The sequence below is a fragment of the Priestia aryabhattai genome (genome assembly GCF_023715685.1).
Taxonomy (GTDB): Bacteria; Bacillota; Bacilli; order Bacillales; family Bacillaceae_H; genus Priestia; species Priestia aryabhattai_B.
In genome coordinates this window covers 955,070-973,486 of record NZ_JAMBOQ010000003.1, presented here as the reverse complement: position 1 = coordinate 973,486, position 18,417 = coordinate 955,070, and the positions used below count along the sequence as shown (strand labels likewise).

The window sequence follows — 18,417 nt, the reverse complement described above, 5'->3', positions numbered from 1 at the left end:
CTATTTACTACTTATAGATTTAGCATAAAGAGTGGTTTTTTCAACATAGTTATAATAAAGATAAATTGAATCTATTAAGCAACCTAAAGGTGGTGAGTCCTTATGAAAAACAGGGATAAAAGACGAAAAAAGAAACGTGATGTTTTAAAGGATTACTTAAAAAACAAGTTAGGCAATTGGAAACCTAGACTTGGCAAAGAGCCTACCTCTAACTCTAAGACGACGCAAGAAAATAGAAACCTTGATTAGATAATATTTGGGTGTAGGTATTTAGAAATTTTTCACCATGAAAAATAGCCCCCCTTTAGAAGTCTATCTCTAGAGGGGGCTGTATTATAAGGCATATTTATTTAACGGCTTCTTTTAATTCTTTTCCTGGTTTAAAAGCAGGAGCTTTTGAAGCCGGAATTGTCATTTCTTCACCTGTTTGAGGATTACGGCCTGTACGCTCTGCTCGTTCACGTACTTCAAATGTACCAAATCCAACTAATTGAATTTTTTCTTCTTTTGCAAGTGTATTAGAAATTGTTTCAAATAACGCATCTACAGCCTTTTTTGAATCCTGTTTCGTTAGTTCTGATTTTGTTGCAACTGCATCTAATAGTTCAGTTTTATTCATATTTAAACACCTCATCCTCTTATTTTTAGATAATATGTAGAGATGCTAACGTATCATAGCTTCTACTTGCTTGTCACTTAATAAGGTTAGGTAAAAGAAGGATGAATTTCGTTTTTTCCTAAATATTTGTAATGAGATTTGCTACATTCAATGATAGCAAGAGAACAAAAATTCTAGAAAGCTGAAATTTGTATCGAGTGATCAGTTGTAGATAAAATCAAAGATAATTTCCTCAGAGAGTGTGTCTGACAATTGGGGCCAGTTCAGACACAATGGTTCTTTTTAGTGTAGGGTTATGGAAGAGACATTATGTTAACTGAAAATGTATAGAATATTCATCCATAGACCGTTTAAAGTGGCTTCATAAGCTAGCTGCTTAAAGGAGACTGGATCTCTATGTTTCTAGGTGGATGATTGTTGGACTAAAACCAACAACCCTGCTATCCTCTCTGTTTCTTCCTATTTTTTAAGAATGCTACGGCGAGAAGAAGAAGAGGGATTATTACTTGAAAAGGAAGAAAGAAAACAAGAGGTACTATCTTGGTTCCCTCGTAAAGGAATTCTTGAAAATTGCTGGCAATCGTGATGGAATAAAATATAATGATAAGTCCCAAAGGATAAGCCAGACGTGAAGGTGAATGAATTTTAAATAAGCTCGCCGTGCTAATTACAACAGCATGGAAATATAAGCATATTTTAAAGAACACACCGATAATTGACGCTATCATAAAAAACACATCAAGACGTTCTAAAAAATCAGCTACCTGAATGCTTTGTACAGTACTGAGAAGAGGAAACTGTGAACGTGAAGTAAGATCTACTCCAAGTACACTCGCATTAATAATCATTGTAATAGTTAAGTTAATCCCACTTAATCCGATTGCGCAAAATCCAGTAATTTTTGCTTTTTTAGAGTTATTCAAATATGGAAAGATCATCAAGAATAAGACGGTTTCTCCAAATGGAAAGTACAAAGTTTGAGTGAATACAACCTTTAGAACTGGCCATATTCCTTCCTCAAGTACCGGTTGTAAGTTTGTAAAATTGATTAAACCAGAACACACAATTAGAATAAATCCAGTAACGGCAAGTACATACATGAAAATAAAAAGTAGTTCCCCTGATCTTGCTACCACCTCAATTCCTTTCCGAACGGTATAAATAATGACAAGCATCAATAAAGCATTCGCGATAAATAAAGGAGTGTCTGGATAGGAGAACGTTAACAACATCTCCCCAAAATCACGTAGAACCCTTGCTGCACTATTCGCAAAGTACAGGATATAAAGAAAGGCAATTGTCTTGCCTATCACTTTCCCCATGATTTTTTGCATGTACTCTGTAGGTAAGAGGTTCGGATAATAGGAATAAAGTTTATGATAGACTAAAAATAGAAAGAAACTACATATCATTCCAAGCAAAATTGCCAGCCATGCATCCTGTTTTGCTTTCATCGCAAGAGGTATCAGCAAAGCACTACCCAGTTCAAACAGGACCATTAAGATAAACAACTGACTGGTACTAATTTTGGCTTTTTCCATTCAACTGAGACCTCCTTTTCATCACCTTTGCACTGAAAAGAAGCGACTTGTTCCGTAAATCAGTATGAAGGACATAAGTCCCGCGATAATATCCGCACTTAATTCTAGAAAGTACAAATCGCTCCACTTCAATTTTAATTTTTTCCTTCTGTTTTATTTGGTCTAGATCTAGATTGTTGGTTGGCTGCAAAGAATCCAAAACATTCCTCTTACTGCTCTTTCATCCAGACAGCCCACTAGCTTTCCTTGTTTTAAAATCGATCATGTTAGCTAGATATAGGATATGCAAAAAACTGGTTACACAAACCTAGTATAATTAGTAGCGTAAATTCTATAATTAAAAGTGAGATGTCATCCATCGCTATAATGTAACATAGAGAGAATGTATTTATTCTTGTGAAAATTAATATAGAAAACACTGATCAAATCAGTACTCTCCATATAGTTACTAAGGTTCTGGTACAAAAAAAGTCGTTCTAAAAGCAATCAACACTTTTGAAACGACCAAATTTTTATTATTTTTTATAAAGGCAATCATATGTATGATCTCTATTAGCAGCAACCACAAACCTTGATTTTCCTTCTTGGCATTCATGGCCGATTTCGATATCGCCACAATAAGGACAAGTGAGGTATCCCCTGGACTGCATATGATTGGAGCTGATTATTTCCTCTGGTTTAAAAACGTCCATTCTTATCCCATAATGAATACAAGCAACTTTTTTTATACTTATCATAGGATTTCTTCCTCCTTCTTATTGTGTATTGATTAATTTTTAGTATATAAGATAAATATGGATAATTTAACCTTTTTCGATTAACTCGTCTTAATTATTTAGAAAGTTAAATTATAACGGAAGTACTGAGTAAAAGAGTTAAAGATAATTTCTACTTGATTATCTTAAGGTACACATCTTTATCAAAACGAACATTAAAGTAAAAATAATAAACGTTAGATAACGTTAAAATAAATTGTTAAATGAGTCCTTAATATCTTTTAGTTTTAAAATATAGATATTGTATATTGTTATATCATTTATAAAAATAATTATTAAAACCATTTAATAAAAAATAGTTTAATTATTATTTATCTTGTAGAAAAACTTATTATCTTTTGTCGTCACAAAGAGTAAATGATAAAACTAATTATTTTAACGAAATACTTCACTATTTACTTAATATAAAACGTATTCTAAACACAAAATAAGTCAATCCAGAAAGATTGACTTATTTTGTTACTCTATATTTGAACTTCTCTACTTAAGAGCAGCAAACGTCTCGGCTGCAATGCAAAGATAATAAGAAAGTCCAGTTTGTTGAGACTCAAGCATATTTCTATGAAAATCATCATTTAAAAAGAAGCGTGCTTGTATTGCAAAATCTGCTGCTCTGGTATTAGGTCCCTGATTATTTAAGAAATCAATATGCTGTTTGATTAAATCTTGTACCTTCTCATCATTCAACTTTAATCCTTCCTTAAGCGAATTAGCTATACTATCCATAAAGTGTTTTGCCTCTAAAGCTTGCTCATTCATTGACTGAACATCAATTTGATTTTCTTTAAGTAAATCATAGTCATAATTCTCTTTTAGATATTCATTTTGATCCTTCATTGCTTCCACCCACTCTTTTTCACTCTCAAATCCTTTAAACATTTCTGATTTATCCATAATTTCTCCTTTCATGGTGAAGTGAATCGATTCATCTAGTGTCTGAACTAAACGCTTTATTCTTTCCATTCGTGCAAGAAGTAATTTTCTTTGATCAGACAATATAGATAATCGTTCTGGCTCACCATTCAATAGTTGCTGTATTTTTTTGAGGGGAAAGTCCAACTCTCGATAAAATAAGATTTGTTGTAAACGCTCCAGCTCTTTTGTTCCATAGAGACGATAACCTGCCTCACTTATTTTGCAAAGCAATAAAAGACCAATTTTATGGTAATGATATAGGGTTTTTATCGTCACATTTGTTAATTCTGATATTTGTTTTACTGTATATAACACACTTATCCACCTCGTCTGTCAGTCTAAAGGCTACTCTAAGGTAAGAGTCAATAACTAATTCTATAATTTAGATGAAAATTTTTTAAGAGAAAACTTTTCTCGAATTATGAAAAGAGTTAACATAATACAGCTTATAGGTAGTAAATAAATTATAAAAAAGCTCATCAGGACGTGTATTGATGAGCTTTTTTATAATTTATTGTTCTTTTTTCTCCAGTTGGTAGGAAAGAATAACGACGCCCGAACTGGTCGTTGTTGTTTTTAAAAGTTTAAAACTTTTTGTATCATGTCGATCTTTAAAGAGACGCTTTCCGTTCCCTAGGACAATAGGATGAACCATGAAATGATATTCATCAATGAGGTCATGTTGCATCAACGTGTTTATAAGATCACTACTACCATAAATTAAGAGGTTCTGACCAGGCTCTTGCTTCAATTTAGATACTTCTTCTGTAATATTACCTTTAATTAAGCTTGCATTCCACTCAACCTCCTCCAAAGTTGTTGAAGCAACAAACTTTGGCATGCTATTCATCTTGTCAGCAAAATCATCTTCATCAGCCATGGAAGGCCAGGTGGCTGCAAAACCTTGATAGGTTACTCGTCCTAACAAAAGAGCTTCACTTTCAAATAGTAGATCAGATTGAAACTTCGCCACTTCTTCATTGAAATACGGCATGGTCCATGCTGGTTCCTCGATAACACCATCTAGTGACAGATACATTGATACAATTATTTTTCTCATTTTGTCCTGCTTTAGCTTATATTGAAACCTTTATATATCTAATAAAGGTTCGTAAGCAATTACTAATTCTTCAGACAAAAGGATTTACCTTCTTACTAGTTTAGACAAAATGTATTTATGTATATTTCATACAAAGCAAGTTAACATAATCACTCTTCCAGAAAATATCATAAAAAAGAACCCTTGAGGACGGTTCTGCCAAGGGCCCTTTTTCCGGAGTATGCAGCTTTTTATACATTGTTGATTGATCAACGTTTTCTCAGTAGGTGGATGAGAAACTAATGTATAAGAAGTGCACCTTTTATACATATGTTAATTTTAAAAATATAGTATTTTCAGGTGAAATTACCTCTTTTTTTAGTAAACTTTCATAAGATATTCTGATAATACTCAAAATTGAGATGATGATCTATTAACGGATTAATCTGTTAATAGATCAGAAAGCAACCTCACTTCAATACCTGTGAATGAGATTGCTTTCTTTTTTCATGTATTTACTTTTTATTTGCTGTTAGTACATTTTGGAACAAAATACAATTAGAATGCCTTCTGACCTTGGGCATTTGCAACCCATTTTTTCTGTTTTTAGGCTGGATATGATATACAAATTTCTATTCTGCATGCTTATAAACATCCGGTCTAAGGTTTTCAAATATTGGGATGTATTTTTGTTGTTTTGTAACTTTCTGTATATGGATTTCTGCGGTTATAATCTCTTCTTGGTCTTTCCCCTCTTCTACAATGTTTCCATTTGGATCAATGACCATTGAATTCCCTGCGTATGTGTTTCCGACATGATTTTTATTAGTCACTTTTCCTACGCTGTTACATGCAATGACATAGACACAATTTTCTATAGCTCTCGCCCTCAATAGTGTTCTCCAATGGTTTATATTTCTGGTAGTCCATTGTGCAACGTAGAATATGACTTTTGCACCTTGAGAAGCTGGATAGCGTGTGATTTCTGGAAAACGTAAATCGTAGCATATGATTTGACTGGCTTTGATATCGTTAATCTCAAATACATTTGGAACTTCATCTCCACCTGTTAAATAATGATGTTCATCTAACATCGGCACGAGATGTATCTTATCTTTTTGATAGAGCAGCTCACCCGTTTTTGATACCGCAAAGGCTGTATTATAGATGTTGTCATTCCTTTTATTTGAAACTGAACCTGCAATGATATTCACATGATGTTTGGTTGCTAAACTTTGAATAAAAGGAAAAGTTCTCTTTAAATCAATATCTGCTTTTTCTGCTACATTTTTCAAATCATAACCAGTATTCCACATTTCAGGTATCACAACAATCTCAGTATCTATATCCAGCTTTTCTTCAAATAAGGACTCAATACGTTTTTCGTTTTGCTTAACTTCTCCTTCTATAATCTCCATTTGAAATAATTGTATTTTCATTTTTCTCCCTCTTATTCATATATAAATTTATAAATACGATATAAATCACAGTTGTATTTGACATCTTCACCATGTGATGAAGAAATAATAGAAGGTTTAATTTCTTCTATAATTCGCCCGCTATTAATATTTTCACCCATATCCACTGTGAACTTTCGAATCGGTGGATGTAAGGATTCAGCATTAGAAAAGAATAAGTCTCCAGTTAGCAACACATTGTCATCTTTATGGTGGTATATCACATGTCCTGGTGTATGACCGGGTGTTAAATATACATCTACAGGCAACGTTTTAATGATGTTGTCACTTAAACTTTCAACTTGATGTTCCACGCCTGTTGTTTCCTTTTCTGCCTTGTTTGGATAGGGCTTTTCACCATTGATAAACGGAGTTTCAATTTCGTGCGCGTAAATAGGAATATTTAAATTATCTCTTAAATACTTGGCGCCATTAATGTGATCTAAATGGCCATGTGTCAATAAGATACTTTTGGGGATACCTAAAGATTTTGCTATATTTAACTGAGTATGTGCATAGTCTTCCATTCCGGTATCAATGATATAAACATTCTCACCATCTAGCACGTACCATGTATTGATTTTGACTGGAATTCCCACAACGGTTTTGTAAGTAAGTCTGTAAATATGTCTAGAAATTTGGACAAGCTCCAATTGATGCACCTTCTTTTGTTTTATTTGATAATATAAGTTTAGTAAGAAAAAATAGATGTAACAAGAAGGCACAATTTTGTTACTAGCCATTGAGGTGAGAAAATGTCAGACTTTAAAAGTGATCAATACGGTCCTTGTACGTTACCTGTAAAGCATGCTTGTCCAATTGAGTTAACGATGCATATTATGGGTGGTAAATGGAAAGGTATTATTTTATCTTTGTTATCAAAATCACCCATGTATTATAATGCAATGCGCCGTGAAATACCGGGTATTACCCAGCGCATCCTTACACTGCAGCTTAGGGATATGGAAAAAAACGGATTGATTGAAAGAGAAGAAACAAACGATAACCCTAAAAGGGTTTTATATTATTTAACAGATCTTGGAGAAAGCTTTGTTCCAATACTAAAATCTTTAGAGAAATGGGGCAATACTTATATAAGTCAGCAGGAAGAAGGATTAAAAAAATCTTAACGCTTTAAAGAAACTCCTTAACTATATTTTTATACTTCGTCACACCATCTGAATTATAATGGAATTTCCAACGTGGTTATCTTTCTTTTAACTTGCTTTTCATCTAAAGCAAGTCTTTTTTTACCCTACTAAGATTTGAGAAAATCATATAAGTTACACTGTATCCACCTATTACATCTGCTTTCTCTCTAATTTCTACGTGGCGCGACATGAATTTTTGACTAAAGACTTAAACTATTCTATTAGGAATAAAAAACGGTTATAAACATTAATTAACTACTAGGTGTTTCGCGATTAATTTGCATTTAATGTTAAAAACACTCATTTTTAACTAAAATGAAATTTGGTCATTTTAGCATTTTATTATACTCTGAATATTTATTATATTGGTGGTATAGGGGAATTAGGTTAACTAGCTATAACGTTCAACTACAAAATCAGTTATTACATCCGGATTTTACACATGGTTATTAACACTTGTTACTTTTTTGACCATCATATCAAAATATAAATAATCATTATTTCCTGTTGATTTGTGATATATTTCTATTGTTTTTTGGAGAAAATCAAAAAAACCACAACAACATTTCAGGAGGTTCATTTATGAAAGGTTTTAAAAAAGTTATAGCCGCCATTTTACTTTTTGCTGTATTATTCTCACCTCTTGTTCCATATTCAAAGGCAGAAGCTAAAGTAATGTGGGGAGATCAAGAACTAGTCAAAGGCCAAATAGGGCGCGTTACAATGTTAAAGGATACTAGTTTGTATAACATTAAAAACAATAAATTAGCAGCAGCTAAAAAAGTCTCAAAAGGTCAAATATATCGTGTTTATTCTTACTCTGGAAAATACGGTGGGATTTATGGTGTATCCAAAGGTTTATATGCTCAAAAATCATCTAGCATCAAGTATGAGAGAGCACCTAGTGACAAAATTCAAGCGTTGGGAATAACCGTCACAAAAAAATCATTAGCAAGTAATATTAGCTATCCAGAAGCATCTGGTCTGTTTAATAAACCATTTGAGGCTAGTTTCAATAGAAAATTCTTAAACATCGCTAAAGAAACTCAGCAAGCAAATAAAGAATTAAAAGAACAGGAGAAGAAGGACCGTGAAAACGGTTGGGCCACAGGTCCTTATTTTCAAAATATGAAATACTCTGTACCTTACAATCAAGATAATATTTTAAGTATTTCTGTTACCAATGATAAGTACTCTGGCGGTGCACATGGTATGACTTGGATCAATACTTACAATTATAATTTATTAAAGGCTAAGCAACTTAGTTTGAAAGATGTCATTACAGATCAAAAGCAATTAGGCAAAGTAAATAAATATATTCGTGAACAAATGATTGCTCGTAATAAAAAAGGGGCGCAATTCTGGGTTGATGATTTCAAATCTGTGAACTTAACTCAAGATCAATTTTATTATATGGACGGTGGCATTGTGATTATATTTGGTGAATATGAATACGGACCTTACGCTAACGGTATTAGTTTCTTCAAAGTTCCATATTCTGTTTTTAAGTAACACAAATATTATTTAAATCTTATTATTCAGGCATAAGTGAATGTTGAAAAGGAAAATATCTATACAAAACTACTATCTGTTTTAACCATCCGAGAACATTGGAGAAGAGAAGTTTGAGAGCTACGTTGATAGTTCTTAAACTTCTTTTTAATGACGGCTTGTTTTTTTATAATATAAGAACTTAATTAAGTGGTGTCCATGAATCTATACTAACTCCAAAACGCAAACTTATTCAATGAGAAAAACCCTTACCTTGACGGTAAAGGCTCTTTCTATGCTCTTCCCTGATGGAAATCTCGTGTTATCTTCATCTCTATTTTTAATTAAGGTCTATGAAAATTGACTGTTTTCTCGTCATCTCCTGTGCGTTCAAACCAACCTCTCATCGCCCAATTATCATATCCTCGATCGCCTGCCTTCATTAATAAATGTTCCTTCTTCAAATACCCAGACACCATACGTAATACCATCGTAATCTACGGTATCAAAATATTGAACACCTTGTAATTGATCTGAATTATAACTTTGACTCAAATTCATGACCATTACATTATATTGTTGACCTGATTCAAAAAATGCTTTTTCCATTGCTCCCTTGACGAACCTACTTTGATTGTCGGCTGTTTTAGCCGCATCTACCATTGCTTGTCCTATGGCTACGGGATCAGCTGTTACGTCTCCTCCAACTTCTGCAGCTTCTGCGGAGCCTGCAGAACCTCCTAAATTCGGTAGAGCTAATGGCGTCGCTAGCACAGCTAAACCTACGGCAGAAGCTACAACAGCTTGTTTCGCTTTTCTCATTTTATCTCCTCCTATTTTTAGGTTATTATTATAACAATTAACTTTTTTACCAAATTAAAACAAAAAGATACTATAATTAAGAATAGGAGGTGGATAATTTTATTCTTTTGAAGCTTTTGTTCAACCAAACCTAGGCTTATAAGTTTCTTTCTAAAAGCTCCCCTACTTTTTCTGCCATTTCCCTCGGTGAATATGGCATCTCATTTTTGAGCCACCACTCCACTACGCCAACGTAAGCATTGGCAACAAATTCAACCACTATCTCTTCATTTTGACCCAAGTTTTTTCCTTTTGTTATATCAACATCTTTTTTAAACTCTTCGATATTGTGTTGAACAAACCGACTGCGGAAATACCGAGCTCCTTCACTTGCTAACATCGTTGAAAAAAACAAATAGTTGCTTTCAAGATATTCCATGCAGTGTACAGTCGATTCAATCCAATCCATTTCAGCTTCTGATTCACAAAAATCACTCATGTTTGTAATATGCTCTTCCATAACCTTATCCAACAGGTCGAATTTATCTAAATAATGAAGATAAACAGTTGCACGATTGATATTTGCTCGGTCAGCAATGTCTTGAATTGTAATACCATCGAAATTTTTTTCTGACATTAACTCAAGAAAAGCTTTTTTAATCGCTTCTTGGGTTCTAGCTATTCTTCTATCTACTTTCACCATGTTATGAATCTCCTTTCTTTCTCAAGATAGTCGACAATTTTTATTAATTTGTTGTCTAAGCAACAAATCCAATGAAATCAACGATTTTTATCCCTTGTTTTGCGTACATTTGTATTATAAATTATAGACAGATGTTGTTAAAGCATCAATTGTAATTCTTGTTTAGTGACTAGAAAAGTTGCATAGAAGACGAAAAGTGTTTCCTTCGGCTCAACCAGCAAATTATTTTAAAGGTTTTTCCGATTCATTAATACGTTTATGGGGCTACAGCTGAAAGTGCACTACTAGTCACCTTTTATCAACTGAATATACTATTTATTTTGGGATGAGACCTGTTATTCATACCTTCTTGAAAGATTAAGCTTTAAGCAGATTGTAAACTTAGTACACACATATTATATACCATAACCCGTATAGGTAAAGACGAGAGTAGCTGAATAAACAACCTCATAGACAGATGGTATGAACAAAGGTGTTTATTCTAGATGAAGTAAAAAAATAAAGGAAGAGGGTTGTAAAACATGGCATCGATAGGTAACTATATTTTTGAACTAAGCGAGAAAGTAATCAGAAAGTCTGTTTCATACACGAACAGATTTGGAATTAACATTGCAGCAGATCTTTACTTACCAAAAGACTTTGATGATTCAAAGAAGCATGCAGCCGTTATTATCGGTTCACCTTATGGTGGCGTTAAAGAGCAAGGTGCTGGTATTTATGCTCAAAACATGGCAGAGCGTGGATTTGTCGCTCTAACATTTGATCCATCGTACAACGGATATAGTGGTGGAGAGCCCAGACACCTTTCTTCACCGGATTTGTTCGTAGAAGATTTTAGTGCAGCCGTTGATTATGTAGGTACACGTCCATTTGTAGATAGAAATCAAATTGGTGCTATCGGTATGTGTGGAAGTGGCGGTTTCGCAATTAGTGCAGCGCAGGTTGACAGAAGAATCAAGGCCGTAGCTACGGTCAGCATGTACGATATCTCTCGTGCGCAATCTCAAGGTTTCAACGATACATTAACTGAAAAAGAGCGTAACGAGATGCTTGATGCAATTGCTGAACAACGTTATGCGGAGTTTGAAGGCGGCCAACCAGTGCTGACTCCAAGAGGAGCACCAATTGGATTCGACGACAATACAGATCCTATTGGCCGTGAGTTTGGTGAGTTCTATTCTACACCTCGCGGATATCATCCAAATTCAATTACGCAATTTACTATGACAAGCAGCATGTCATTTATGAACTTCCCTCTTATGACGTATATTAAATCGATTTCGCCAAGGCCGATTTTATTCATTATGGGGGAGCAGGCTCACTCACGCTATTTTAGTGAAGATGCGTATGAAATGGCAGCAGAACCTAAAGAATTACACGTTGTTCCAAATGCAGGACACGTTGATTTATACGATAAAACGAACCTTATTCCATTCGATAAGTTGGAGACATTCTTTACCGAGAATTTGAAGTAATGATTACTTCAAAGCGGAGGATTTACTCAGAATGGATATACTAAAACCACATTTTTAATGTTTGAAAGGATGAAAAACGAAATGACAATTGAAAACAAAGTAGTTGTAATTACAGGCGCAAGTTCAGGTATTGGTGAAGCCACAGCTAAGCTGTTAGCTGAGAAAGGTGCAAAAGTTGTACTTGGTGCAAGACGTGAAGAGCGTTTAGTAAAATTAGCTGAAGAAATCAAATCGAATGGTGGTCAAGTGGCGTATCGCGTCACAGATGTTGTTAATCCGGATGATATTCAGCAGCTTGTTCAACTAGCTAAAGACACTTTTGGTGGTGTCGATGTAATCTTCTTAAACGCTGGAATAATGCCTAATTCACCACTTTCTGAGTTAAAAACTGACGAGTGGAACAGCATGGTTGACATTAATATTAAAGGTGTATTGAATGGTATCGCCGCAGTATTGCCAACATTTACATCGCAAAAGTCTGGACATATCATCACTACTTCTTCAGTAGCTGGGCTTAAAGCTTACCCAGGCGGTGCGGTTTATGGCGCAACAAAGTGGGCTGTTCGTGATTTAATGGAAGTTTTGCGTATGGAATCTGCCCAAGAAGGTACGAATATCCGCACAGCAACGATTTATCCAGCCGCAATCAACACAGAATTGTTGGATACGATTACGGATAAAAATAGCTCTGAAGGTATGACTGCGTTGTACGAACAATATGGTATTTCACCAGATCGTGTTGCCAATGTTGTTGCATTTGCGATTGATCAGCCGGAAGATACGAACGTCAATGAGTTCACAATTGGACCGACAAGTCAACCTTGGTAATAATTAAAAAGCACCATAAAAAAGTTCAATTTCTCAATCTTAAGGCTGAGAAATTGGACTCTTTCTTTTTACAGCTTCTTAATGCTATAAATTCTTATTTCCTCTATCTAGAGGTTAACGCTGAATAGATTCACACTTTGATAAGATGTCACGTTTGAAAAAAAATATGTACCAACACTGATACTATATTACACATAGATAATGAGAGGAGTTTTCTTTTGGTTAAACGAAATAAATTGCTTATCTTAATATTGACCGTAGGAGTTTTTGGAATCATTAATACCGAGATGGGAGTAATCGGAATATTACCTGCCATTGCTGAACACTTTCATATCAGTATTTCTAAGGCTGGATGGCTAGTGAGCGCCTTTGCACTTACTGTTGCACTGTGCGGGCCAACGATGCCGCTACTGTTTTCAAAGATAAATCGAAAGAAGGTTATGCTACTTGTACTCGGTATTTTTCTTATAGGCAACATTGTTTCTTTGTTTGCAACAAACTTTACTGTTGCACTAATTGCTCGTATAATTCCAGCCATCTTTCACCCTATTTATTTTTCAGCAGCGTTTACTATAGCTGCTAACACGGTTAAAAAGGAAGAAGCTCCAAAAGCTGTTGCTAAGGTACTTATGGGCGTCTCTGCTGGTATGGTGCTGGGTGTGCCAATCGCAAGTTTTTTAGCCAGTAGCGTTTCGCTTCAAACAGCTATGTTGTTTTTCGCTATTGTGAATGCTTTAACATTCATGGCTACACTACTATATTTCCCTTCCATGCCTGTTAAAGAAAATCTTTCTTACGGTGCACAAGTGAGTGTATTACGCAAAAAAATCACGTGGCTTTCTATAGGAACTGTTGTTTTAATCAATTCAGCCATATTTGGCGTATATAGTTACCTTGTCGAGTATCTACAAACGGTTACGGAGCTGTCTCCTACTATTATTAGTTTAATATTAGTTGTATTTGGCGTAGCAAATATTATAGGAAATATTGTGGGAGGGAAATTACTGACAAAAGATGTGATCAAGTCTGTTGTTTCTTATCCATTCTTATTAGGAATCGTTTATATTATTCTTTTCTTAACGGGACAATTTACTATACCCATGGTTATCATTACGTTAGTTTGGGGAATATTCGCTGGTATCGGGAATAACATTAATCAGTATTGGATTACATCCGCAGCCCCAGAAGCTCCGGATTTTGCTAATGGATTATTTGTAACATCTGCTAATATAGGAACCACAATTGGTACAGCTGTAGGGGGGGTGTTTATTTCACAATTAGGTACCCAATACGTTATATTAGTAGGAATTCTATCGTTAATACTAAGCTTAATAACTATTTTTTTAAGAGTCTACAGGTTCGCACCTGTACAAAAACTCTCTAAATAAGCTATCTGATTACTTTCTACTACATCCCTTATTGTTAAAAGGAACTAATGTAATTCTTTATTATAAAAGCATCTATCTAAAAACCAAGCCCTTTCTTTAGAAAGAGCTTGGTTTTTAAGCAATAATCCATTTAGTTTTACATACAGCTTTTCTCTGTATAAATTAATTTTAATCCTTAATCACGTTTGTTACCAATCGATTTGTTTTTTATCTCTGAAAAACTTTCCGTTAGGTCCTTCAGGGCCGATTGTTGCTAGCCATAAAATAGATTTAGCTGTTTCTTCAGGCGTTCTTGGAGCAGAGGGTCCTCCCATATCTGTACTGACCCACCCCGGATCAGCAGCATTTATTTTAATATCTCCTTTCACTTCTGCAGCTATCAATTGGGTTAATCCATTTAAGGAAAACTTAGATAATTTATAAGCGCCCACTCCTTGACTGGATAACGCTCTCATTTCTCCATATTCTGAAGATATATTGATCACTCTTCCAAACCCTCTCTTTTCCATGAGCGGGATAAAAGAACGCATAACATAGAGTGGACCAAAGAAATTTGTTTTCATTGTTTTCTCTATGACAGAGGGGTCCATATCTAACAAGTGTTTATGTTCATCCAAGTACACGCCAGCATTATTAATTAATACGTCTATTCTTCCGTATTGCTCATCCACTTTAGTAGCTGCCTGCTCGATACTTTTTGGGTCATCTACATCCATTAAGACAAATGAAACATCCATATTTAACTTTCTAAGTTCTTGCGTAACTTTATCACCCGTTTCTGAACTTCGACTAGTCAGAACGACTTTAAATCCACTCGAAGCTAATTGCTTGACCAACTCATATCCAATTCCTCGGTTGCCTCCTGTAACGAGTGCAACTTGTTTTTTATCTGACATTTGTACCCCTCCAAATTTTATAGGATTTTGTGAGTACTAGCACGCAATTAAAGGTGCTTAAAGACAATTAGTTTCTTTACTTTTTTTGCAAAATTATTTAGTTGGAAATAAGATATTGAGTTTTAAAGTGGAAAAGCGAGCAATCACGGAATCAGTTTCTTAAAACAACATATATACGTCATGCTTATAATTTATTAAACCATTCATCATCGACAGGTTGTAGCCATTCTGTTTCTCCTGGTGTCATTGCTAAATGCACAAACCAGCTATCCTTTGTTGCGCCATGCCAATGTTTTACATGTGGTGGAATGTTTACTACATCACCTTTTTTAATTAATTGTGCTGATTTTCCTTCTTCTTGATACCAGCCTTCACCACCTGTCACTAACAATACTTGACCAACTTTATGGGAGTGCCAGTTATTACGAGCTCCTGGAGCAAAAGTTACATTCCCAATAGAGGTATTGAGTGGTTTTTCATCTGTAAATACCATTTCTAAATAGGCATCTCCAATAAAATTCGCTTCCACTTTTTGTCCTAATGGAAAGATTGTGCTATTACTTAATTCTTCATGCTTCATCTTTATTCTCTCCTCTTTTAATCATTATAAATTTGTTTAGCAATATTGAAAGCGGACCACGCTTTGGGCCACCCTGCATAAAATGAAAGGTGAGTAATCATTTCTACAATTTCATCTTTGGTTATTCCATTTTCCTTTGCTTTTTGAAGATGCGGCGTCAATTGCTCAAAGTTCCCACCAGTAATTAGTGCAGAAACTGTAATCATACTTCGATCACGTGGAAATAACTCTTTCTCTCGTGACCATATTTCACCAAACAAAACATCATCATTAAGCTCAGCAAACTTTGGAGCGAATTCCCCTAATAGTTCTCGTCCGGCGGTTTGTTTTTCTGGCATGTTTCTCCCGTCCTTTCTTTATATTTTGGTCGTTACAACAGGTAGTATAAGACTTAAACTTAGGTTTAAGTCAACAAGAAAATATCGATGTTTTGAGGGGGAATTCATCATTGACTTGAAGTCGACTTTAAATGATAAATTTAATAGATATAAGGAGACAATACTAAAGAACAAGCCTGTCTAAACAAACTTTAAAGAGAAAACAATTACATATAACTGACTTTAAGCATGCAGTATTGATATAAATAAATATAGAAAAGGTGGATACGATGGCTTATTCAATTGGAGAATTTGCAAAAATTCTTGGTGTAACAGCAAGTTCGCTCAGATATTATGAAAAGCAAGGTTTGCTTACACCTAAACGAGATGAGAATAATTTACGAAGATATACGGATGATGATATTGAATGGGCGAAGTTTCTTCTCCATTTAAAAGATTCAGGTATGTTAATAACAGAGTTGAAACAATATACTAAATGGCGTGCAATAGGTGATAAAACAATCCAAGAGAGATTACATCTACTTGAAAATCGCAAACACCTTGTACAACAAGAGATACAAACTTTACAACAGAGTCTAGATATTTTAAATCGTAAAATTGAATTTTATCACAATCGGTTAAAAGGCGAATTATATGATTTTGTTCTTTATCCAAATGAAGAATCAAACTCCTGACATAAGACAATAGAAAGGTTTTTCTATTGTCTTATATTTATTTGGAAATCTCTTTTCTCAAATGTATTTCTCTAATCTATTTAGTTGGTATAGGAATAAACAAAGTTGTGTATCTTAAATTCCATGCTAATTATTCATCAGCTGCAAAGACTGAGCATTGCTGTCCTCCTCCGCTAGCAAGTCCTAATATTTTTGTTTTTTTAAATGGAATAAACCAGTTATGTGGAACAGGCTTACAAGGTGTTAAGTAAATATCAAAATTACCTTGAGTTGCATCTACAAAATCTTGATGATTAATAGCTAATGACCATTCTCCTCCAGCTGAAGCCCATTCATTCCACATTTCGGAGTTTATTTTTGTATAATTGGCTTTTTGTGACATAGTTACTCCCCTTCTAACTTCTTTAGTGTTTTGTTTAATTTTACCATGTTATTAGAAGAATAATTTATATGTACTAATAATTTGTCCTGTTGATTCTGTGTTAGATAATTAATTTGGACCAGAGAAGTATTTAATAGAGATCTTTAAAAACACAAACACCCTTTTAAAAAATTAAAAGGGTGTTTGTATCTTAAATATAAAAGCTTGTATATAAACAAGGTACGAGTTTTATTTTTAATGGCTTGTCTCGAAGCTTTCAGCCATCATTAGGTCATTTTTGTAGGCAGCCATTGCGAGTTCATACCTCACCTTTTGGCCCGCTTCTACAAAATCAGCTTCCTTCACAAGGCCTGATAATGAATATTGGTGACCTTTAAAATCTACGTTCAGTTCAGTAATTTGATTGAATTGAAAGCTTTCTATGGGAATTCCATTCACATCTTTCAACAGATATTGACCATATTTCTCGTTACATGTTTGTGCTACTTGCTCCATTACTTTGAAGGCATCGTCCGGATTTTGCCTATAGTTGAGAATAAGACTTTCATTTACCCGGCGTCTTCCTCGGGTTCCGTTCTGAAGTTCCGTAATGTTGCTATATGAGACTGTATAGAGGTATCCGTCATACTGACGAATCTTTAAGTAGCGCATAGTAATTTCCTCTATTTTCCCTTGACGGTTTCCGTTGAGAATAACATAATCTCCGTGATGGATCTGGCGTTCAAACAAGTAAGTCAGTCCCATTATGTAATCGCGGATGATATGCTGGAGGATTATTGCCAGGGCACTGGCCAACACCACTGAACCCGTTATAAGCTTTGCCAGGTTAAAGAAATGGCTAAGCACATAAATAAAGAAAAAAGCCAGTCCTACTACTCTTGTCACTTGATTAGAAAAATGCATCAATGTCTCTTCTCGTTTTTCATCTAGGAAGCTTGTTTTGTCAAAGAAAAGCTTAATGAATTTGCGAATAAAATAAACGATAAGTATAATCAGCAGCGCTACCGTTAAAAGCTTTACGGGAAACTGCTGGAACAATTCAGTAAAAAACACCCTTACCCACTCCTTATTTTTTACACTATACCAAAAGAATGTACTTAAAGACAAAAACCTTGTGTTCTTAACAAACCTTAATGATAATAGCACGGTTTTATTAAAAAAAGAAGCGTTATCTACGCTTCTTGAAGACCGGTTATATTATTGATAATCTTTCAATTAATTAATAGAAGGCATAATGGTAACTAAATTTAATATTAAATACATCTTATTTTGTAGTTAAGAAGGCATCTTGATAACTTTATCGACTAATTCTCATCTATTCTTATATTTCTTTTGATTTTTATAGGCTTTCTAATAAAGACAT

Annotated in this window: 19 protein-coding genes and 1 pseudogene; 6 read left to right on the top strand and 14 right to left on the bottom strand. The window is 34.4% G+C overall.

Annotated elements, in window-relative coordinates; genetic code table 11:
• Positions 1-346 precede the first annotated feature (346 nt).
• From M3225_RS18065 to M3225_RS18035, 7 genes are all read right to left on the bottom strand, one after another.
• On the bottom strand, positions 347-619 hold the full coding sequence (locus M3225_RS18065; RefSeq protein ID WP_251395899.1) for an HU family DNA-binding protein: 273 nt from the start codon (positions 617-619) through the stop codon (positions 347-349).
• Positions 620-1,059: 440 nt separating this feature from the next.
• Positions 1,060-2,160, bottom strand: coding sequence for a GerAB/ArcD/ProY family transporter (locus M3225_RS18060; RefSeq protein WP_251395897.1), 1,101 nt, complete (start codon positions 2,158-2,160; stop codon positions 1,060-1,062).
• Between the two features lie 515 nt (positions 2,161-2,675).
• Positions 2,676-2,897, bottom strand: coding sequence for a hypothetical protein (locus tag M3225_RS18055; protein WP_251395895.1), 222 nt, complete (start codon positions 2,895-2,897; stop codon positions 2,676-2,678).
• 519 nt (positions 2,898-3,416) lie between these two features.
• The gene (locus tag M3225_RS18050) at positions 3,417-4,166 is read right to left on the bottom strand and encodes a MerR family transcriptional regulator (protein ID WP_251395893.1); all 750 of its coding nucleotides are present in this window, start codon (positions 4,164-4,166) and stop codon (positions 3,417-3,419) included.
• A 196-nt stretch (positions 4,167-4,362) separates the two neighbouring features.
• Complete coding sequence (locus M3225_RS18045) at positions 4,363-4,911, bottom strand: dihydrofolate reductase family protein (protein ID WP_251395891.1); 549 nt, start codon at positions 4,909-4,911, stop codon at positions 4,363-4,365.
• Positions 4,912-5,522: 611 nt separating this feature from the next.
• Complete coding sequence (locus M3225_RS18040; RefSeq protein ID WP_251395889.1) at positions 5,523-6,329, bottom strand: carbon-nitrogen family hydrolase; 807 nt, start codon at positions 6,327-6,329, stop codon at positions 5,523-5,525.
• A gap of 11 nt (positions 6,330-6,340) precedes the next feature.
• Positions 6,341-7,000, bottom strand: a complete 660-nt coding sequence (locus M3225_RS18035; RefSeq protein WP_251395887.1) for an MBL fold metallo-hydrolase — start codon at positions 6,998-7,000, stop codon at positions 6,341-6,343.
• A 102-nt stretch (positions 7,001-7,102) separates the two neighbouring features.
• Between M3225_RS18035 and M3225_RS18030 the strand changes: the two genes are divergently transcribed.
• Together M3225_RS18030 and M3225_RS18025 are read left to right on the top strand one after the other, a co-directional pair.
• Entirely contained in the window at positions 7,103-7,477 is a 375-nt protein-coding gene (locus M3225_RS18030) for a winged helix-turn-helix transcriptional regulator (RefSeq protein ID WP_251395885.1), read from the top strand.
• Between the two features lie 603 nt (positions 7,478-8,080).
• Complete coding sequence (locus tag M3225_RS18025; RefSeq protein ID WP_251395883.1) at positions 8,081-9,010, top strand: DUF3298 and DUF4163 domain-containing protein; 930 nt, start codon at positions 8,081-8,083, stop codon at positions 9,008-9,010.
• 323 nt (positions 9,011-9,333) lie between these two features.
• On the opposite strand, the pseudogene M3225_RS18020 reads toward M3225_RS18025, so the two are convergent.
• Positions 9,334-9,811, bottom strand: a pseudogene (locus M3225_RS18020) (stress protein).
• A 136-nt stretch (positions 9,812-9,947) separates the two neighbouring features.
• Positions 9,948-10,493, bottom strand: a complete 546-nt coding sequence (locus M3225_RS18015; RefSeq protein WP_129707637.1) for a TetR/AcrR family transcriptional regulator — start codon at positions 10,491-10,493, stop codon at positions 9,948-9,950.
• A 530-nt stretch (positions 10,494-11,023) separates the two neighbouring features.
• On the opposite strand from M3225_RS18015, the gene M3225_RS18010 reads away from it, so the two are divergent.
• The 3 genes from M3225_RS18010 to M3225_RS18000 all read left to right on the top strand — a co-directional run bounded on the left by M3225_RS18010 (position 11,024) and on the right by M3225_RS18000 (position 14,184).
• Positions 11,024-11,968: an alpha/beta hydrolase gene (locus M3225_RS18010; protein ID WP_445164676.1), complete on the top strand. Its 945-nt coding sequence runs from the start codon at positions 11,024-11,026 to the stop codon at positions 11,966-11,968.
• 81 nt (positions 11,969-12,049) lie between these two features.
• Positions 12,050-12,796, top strand: a complete 747-nt coding sequence (locus M3225_RS18005; RefSeq protein WP_251395877.1) for an SDR family oxidoreductase — start codon at positions 12,050-12,052, stop codon at positions 12,794-12,796.
• Between the two features lie 218 nt (positions 12,797-13,014).
• Positions 13,015-14,184 carry an MFS transporter gene (locus tag M3225_RS18000; protein WP_251395875.1) on the top strand — a complete coding sequence of 390 codons (1,170 nt, stop codon included), beginning with the start codon at positions 13,015-13,017 and terminating at the stop codon, positions 14,182-14,184.
• Between the two features lie 188 nt (positions 14,185-14,372).
• Here M3225_RS18000 and M3225_RS17995 read toward each other — a convergent pair whose 3' ends face one another.
• The 3 genes from M3225_RS17995 to M3225_RS17985 form a co-directional block, all read right to left on the bottom strand.
• Positions 14,373-15,080, bottom strand: coding sequence for an SDR family oxidoreductase (locus M3225_RS17995; protein WP_251395873.1), 708 nt, complete (start codon positions 15,078-15,080; stop codon positions 14,373-14,375).
• A gap of 184 nt (positions 15,081-15,264) precedes the next feature.
• Positions 15,265-15,660 (bottom strand): cupin domain-containing protein, encoded by a 396-nt coding sequence (locus M3225_RS17990; RefSeq protein WP_251395871.1) that lies wholly within the window; start codon positions 15,658-15,660, stop codon positions 15,265-15,267.
• A gap of 17 nt (positions 15,661-15,677) precedes the next feature.
• Positions 15,678-15,998: a carboxymuconolactone decarboxylase family protein gene (locus tag M3225_RS17985; RefSeq protein WP_251395869.1), complete on the bottom strand. Its 321-nt coding sequence runs from the start codon at positions 15,996-15,998 to the stop codon at positions 15,678-15,680.
• A 269-nt stretch (positions 15,999-16,267) separates the two neighbouring features.
• Between M3225_RS17985 and M3225_RS17980 the strand changes: the two genes are divergently transcribed.
• On the top strand, positions 16,268-16,672 hold the full coding sequence (locus M3225_RS17980; protein WP_251395867.1) for a MerR family transcriptional regulator: 405 nt from the start codon (positions 16,268-16,270) through the stop codon (positions 16,670-16,672).
• 130 nt (positions 16,673-16,802) lie between these two features.
• Here the strand turns inward: M3225_RS17980 and M3225_RS17975 are convergent, their stop codons facing one another.
• Positions 16,803-17,054: a hypothetical protein gene (locus M3225_RS17975; RefSeq protein WP_251395865.1), complete on the bottom strand. Its 252-nt coding sequence runs from the start codon at positions 17,052-17,054 to the stop codon at positions 16,803-16,805.
• Positions 17,055-17,288: 234 nt separating this feature from the next.
• Positions 17,289-18,107, bottom strand: coding sequence for a mechanosensitive ion channel family protein (locus tag M3225_RS17970; protein ID WP_251395863.1), 819 nt, complete (start codon positions 18,105-18,107; stop codon positions 17,289-17,291).
• Between the last annotated feature and the right edge of the window lie 310 nt (positions 18,108-18,417).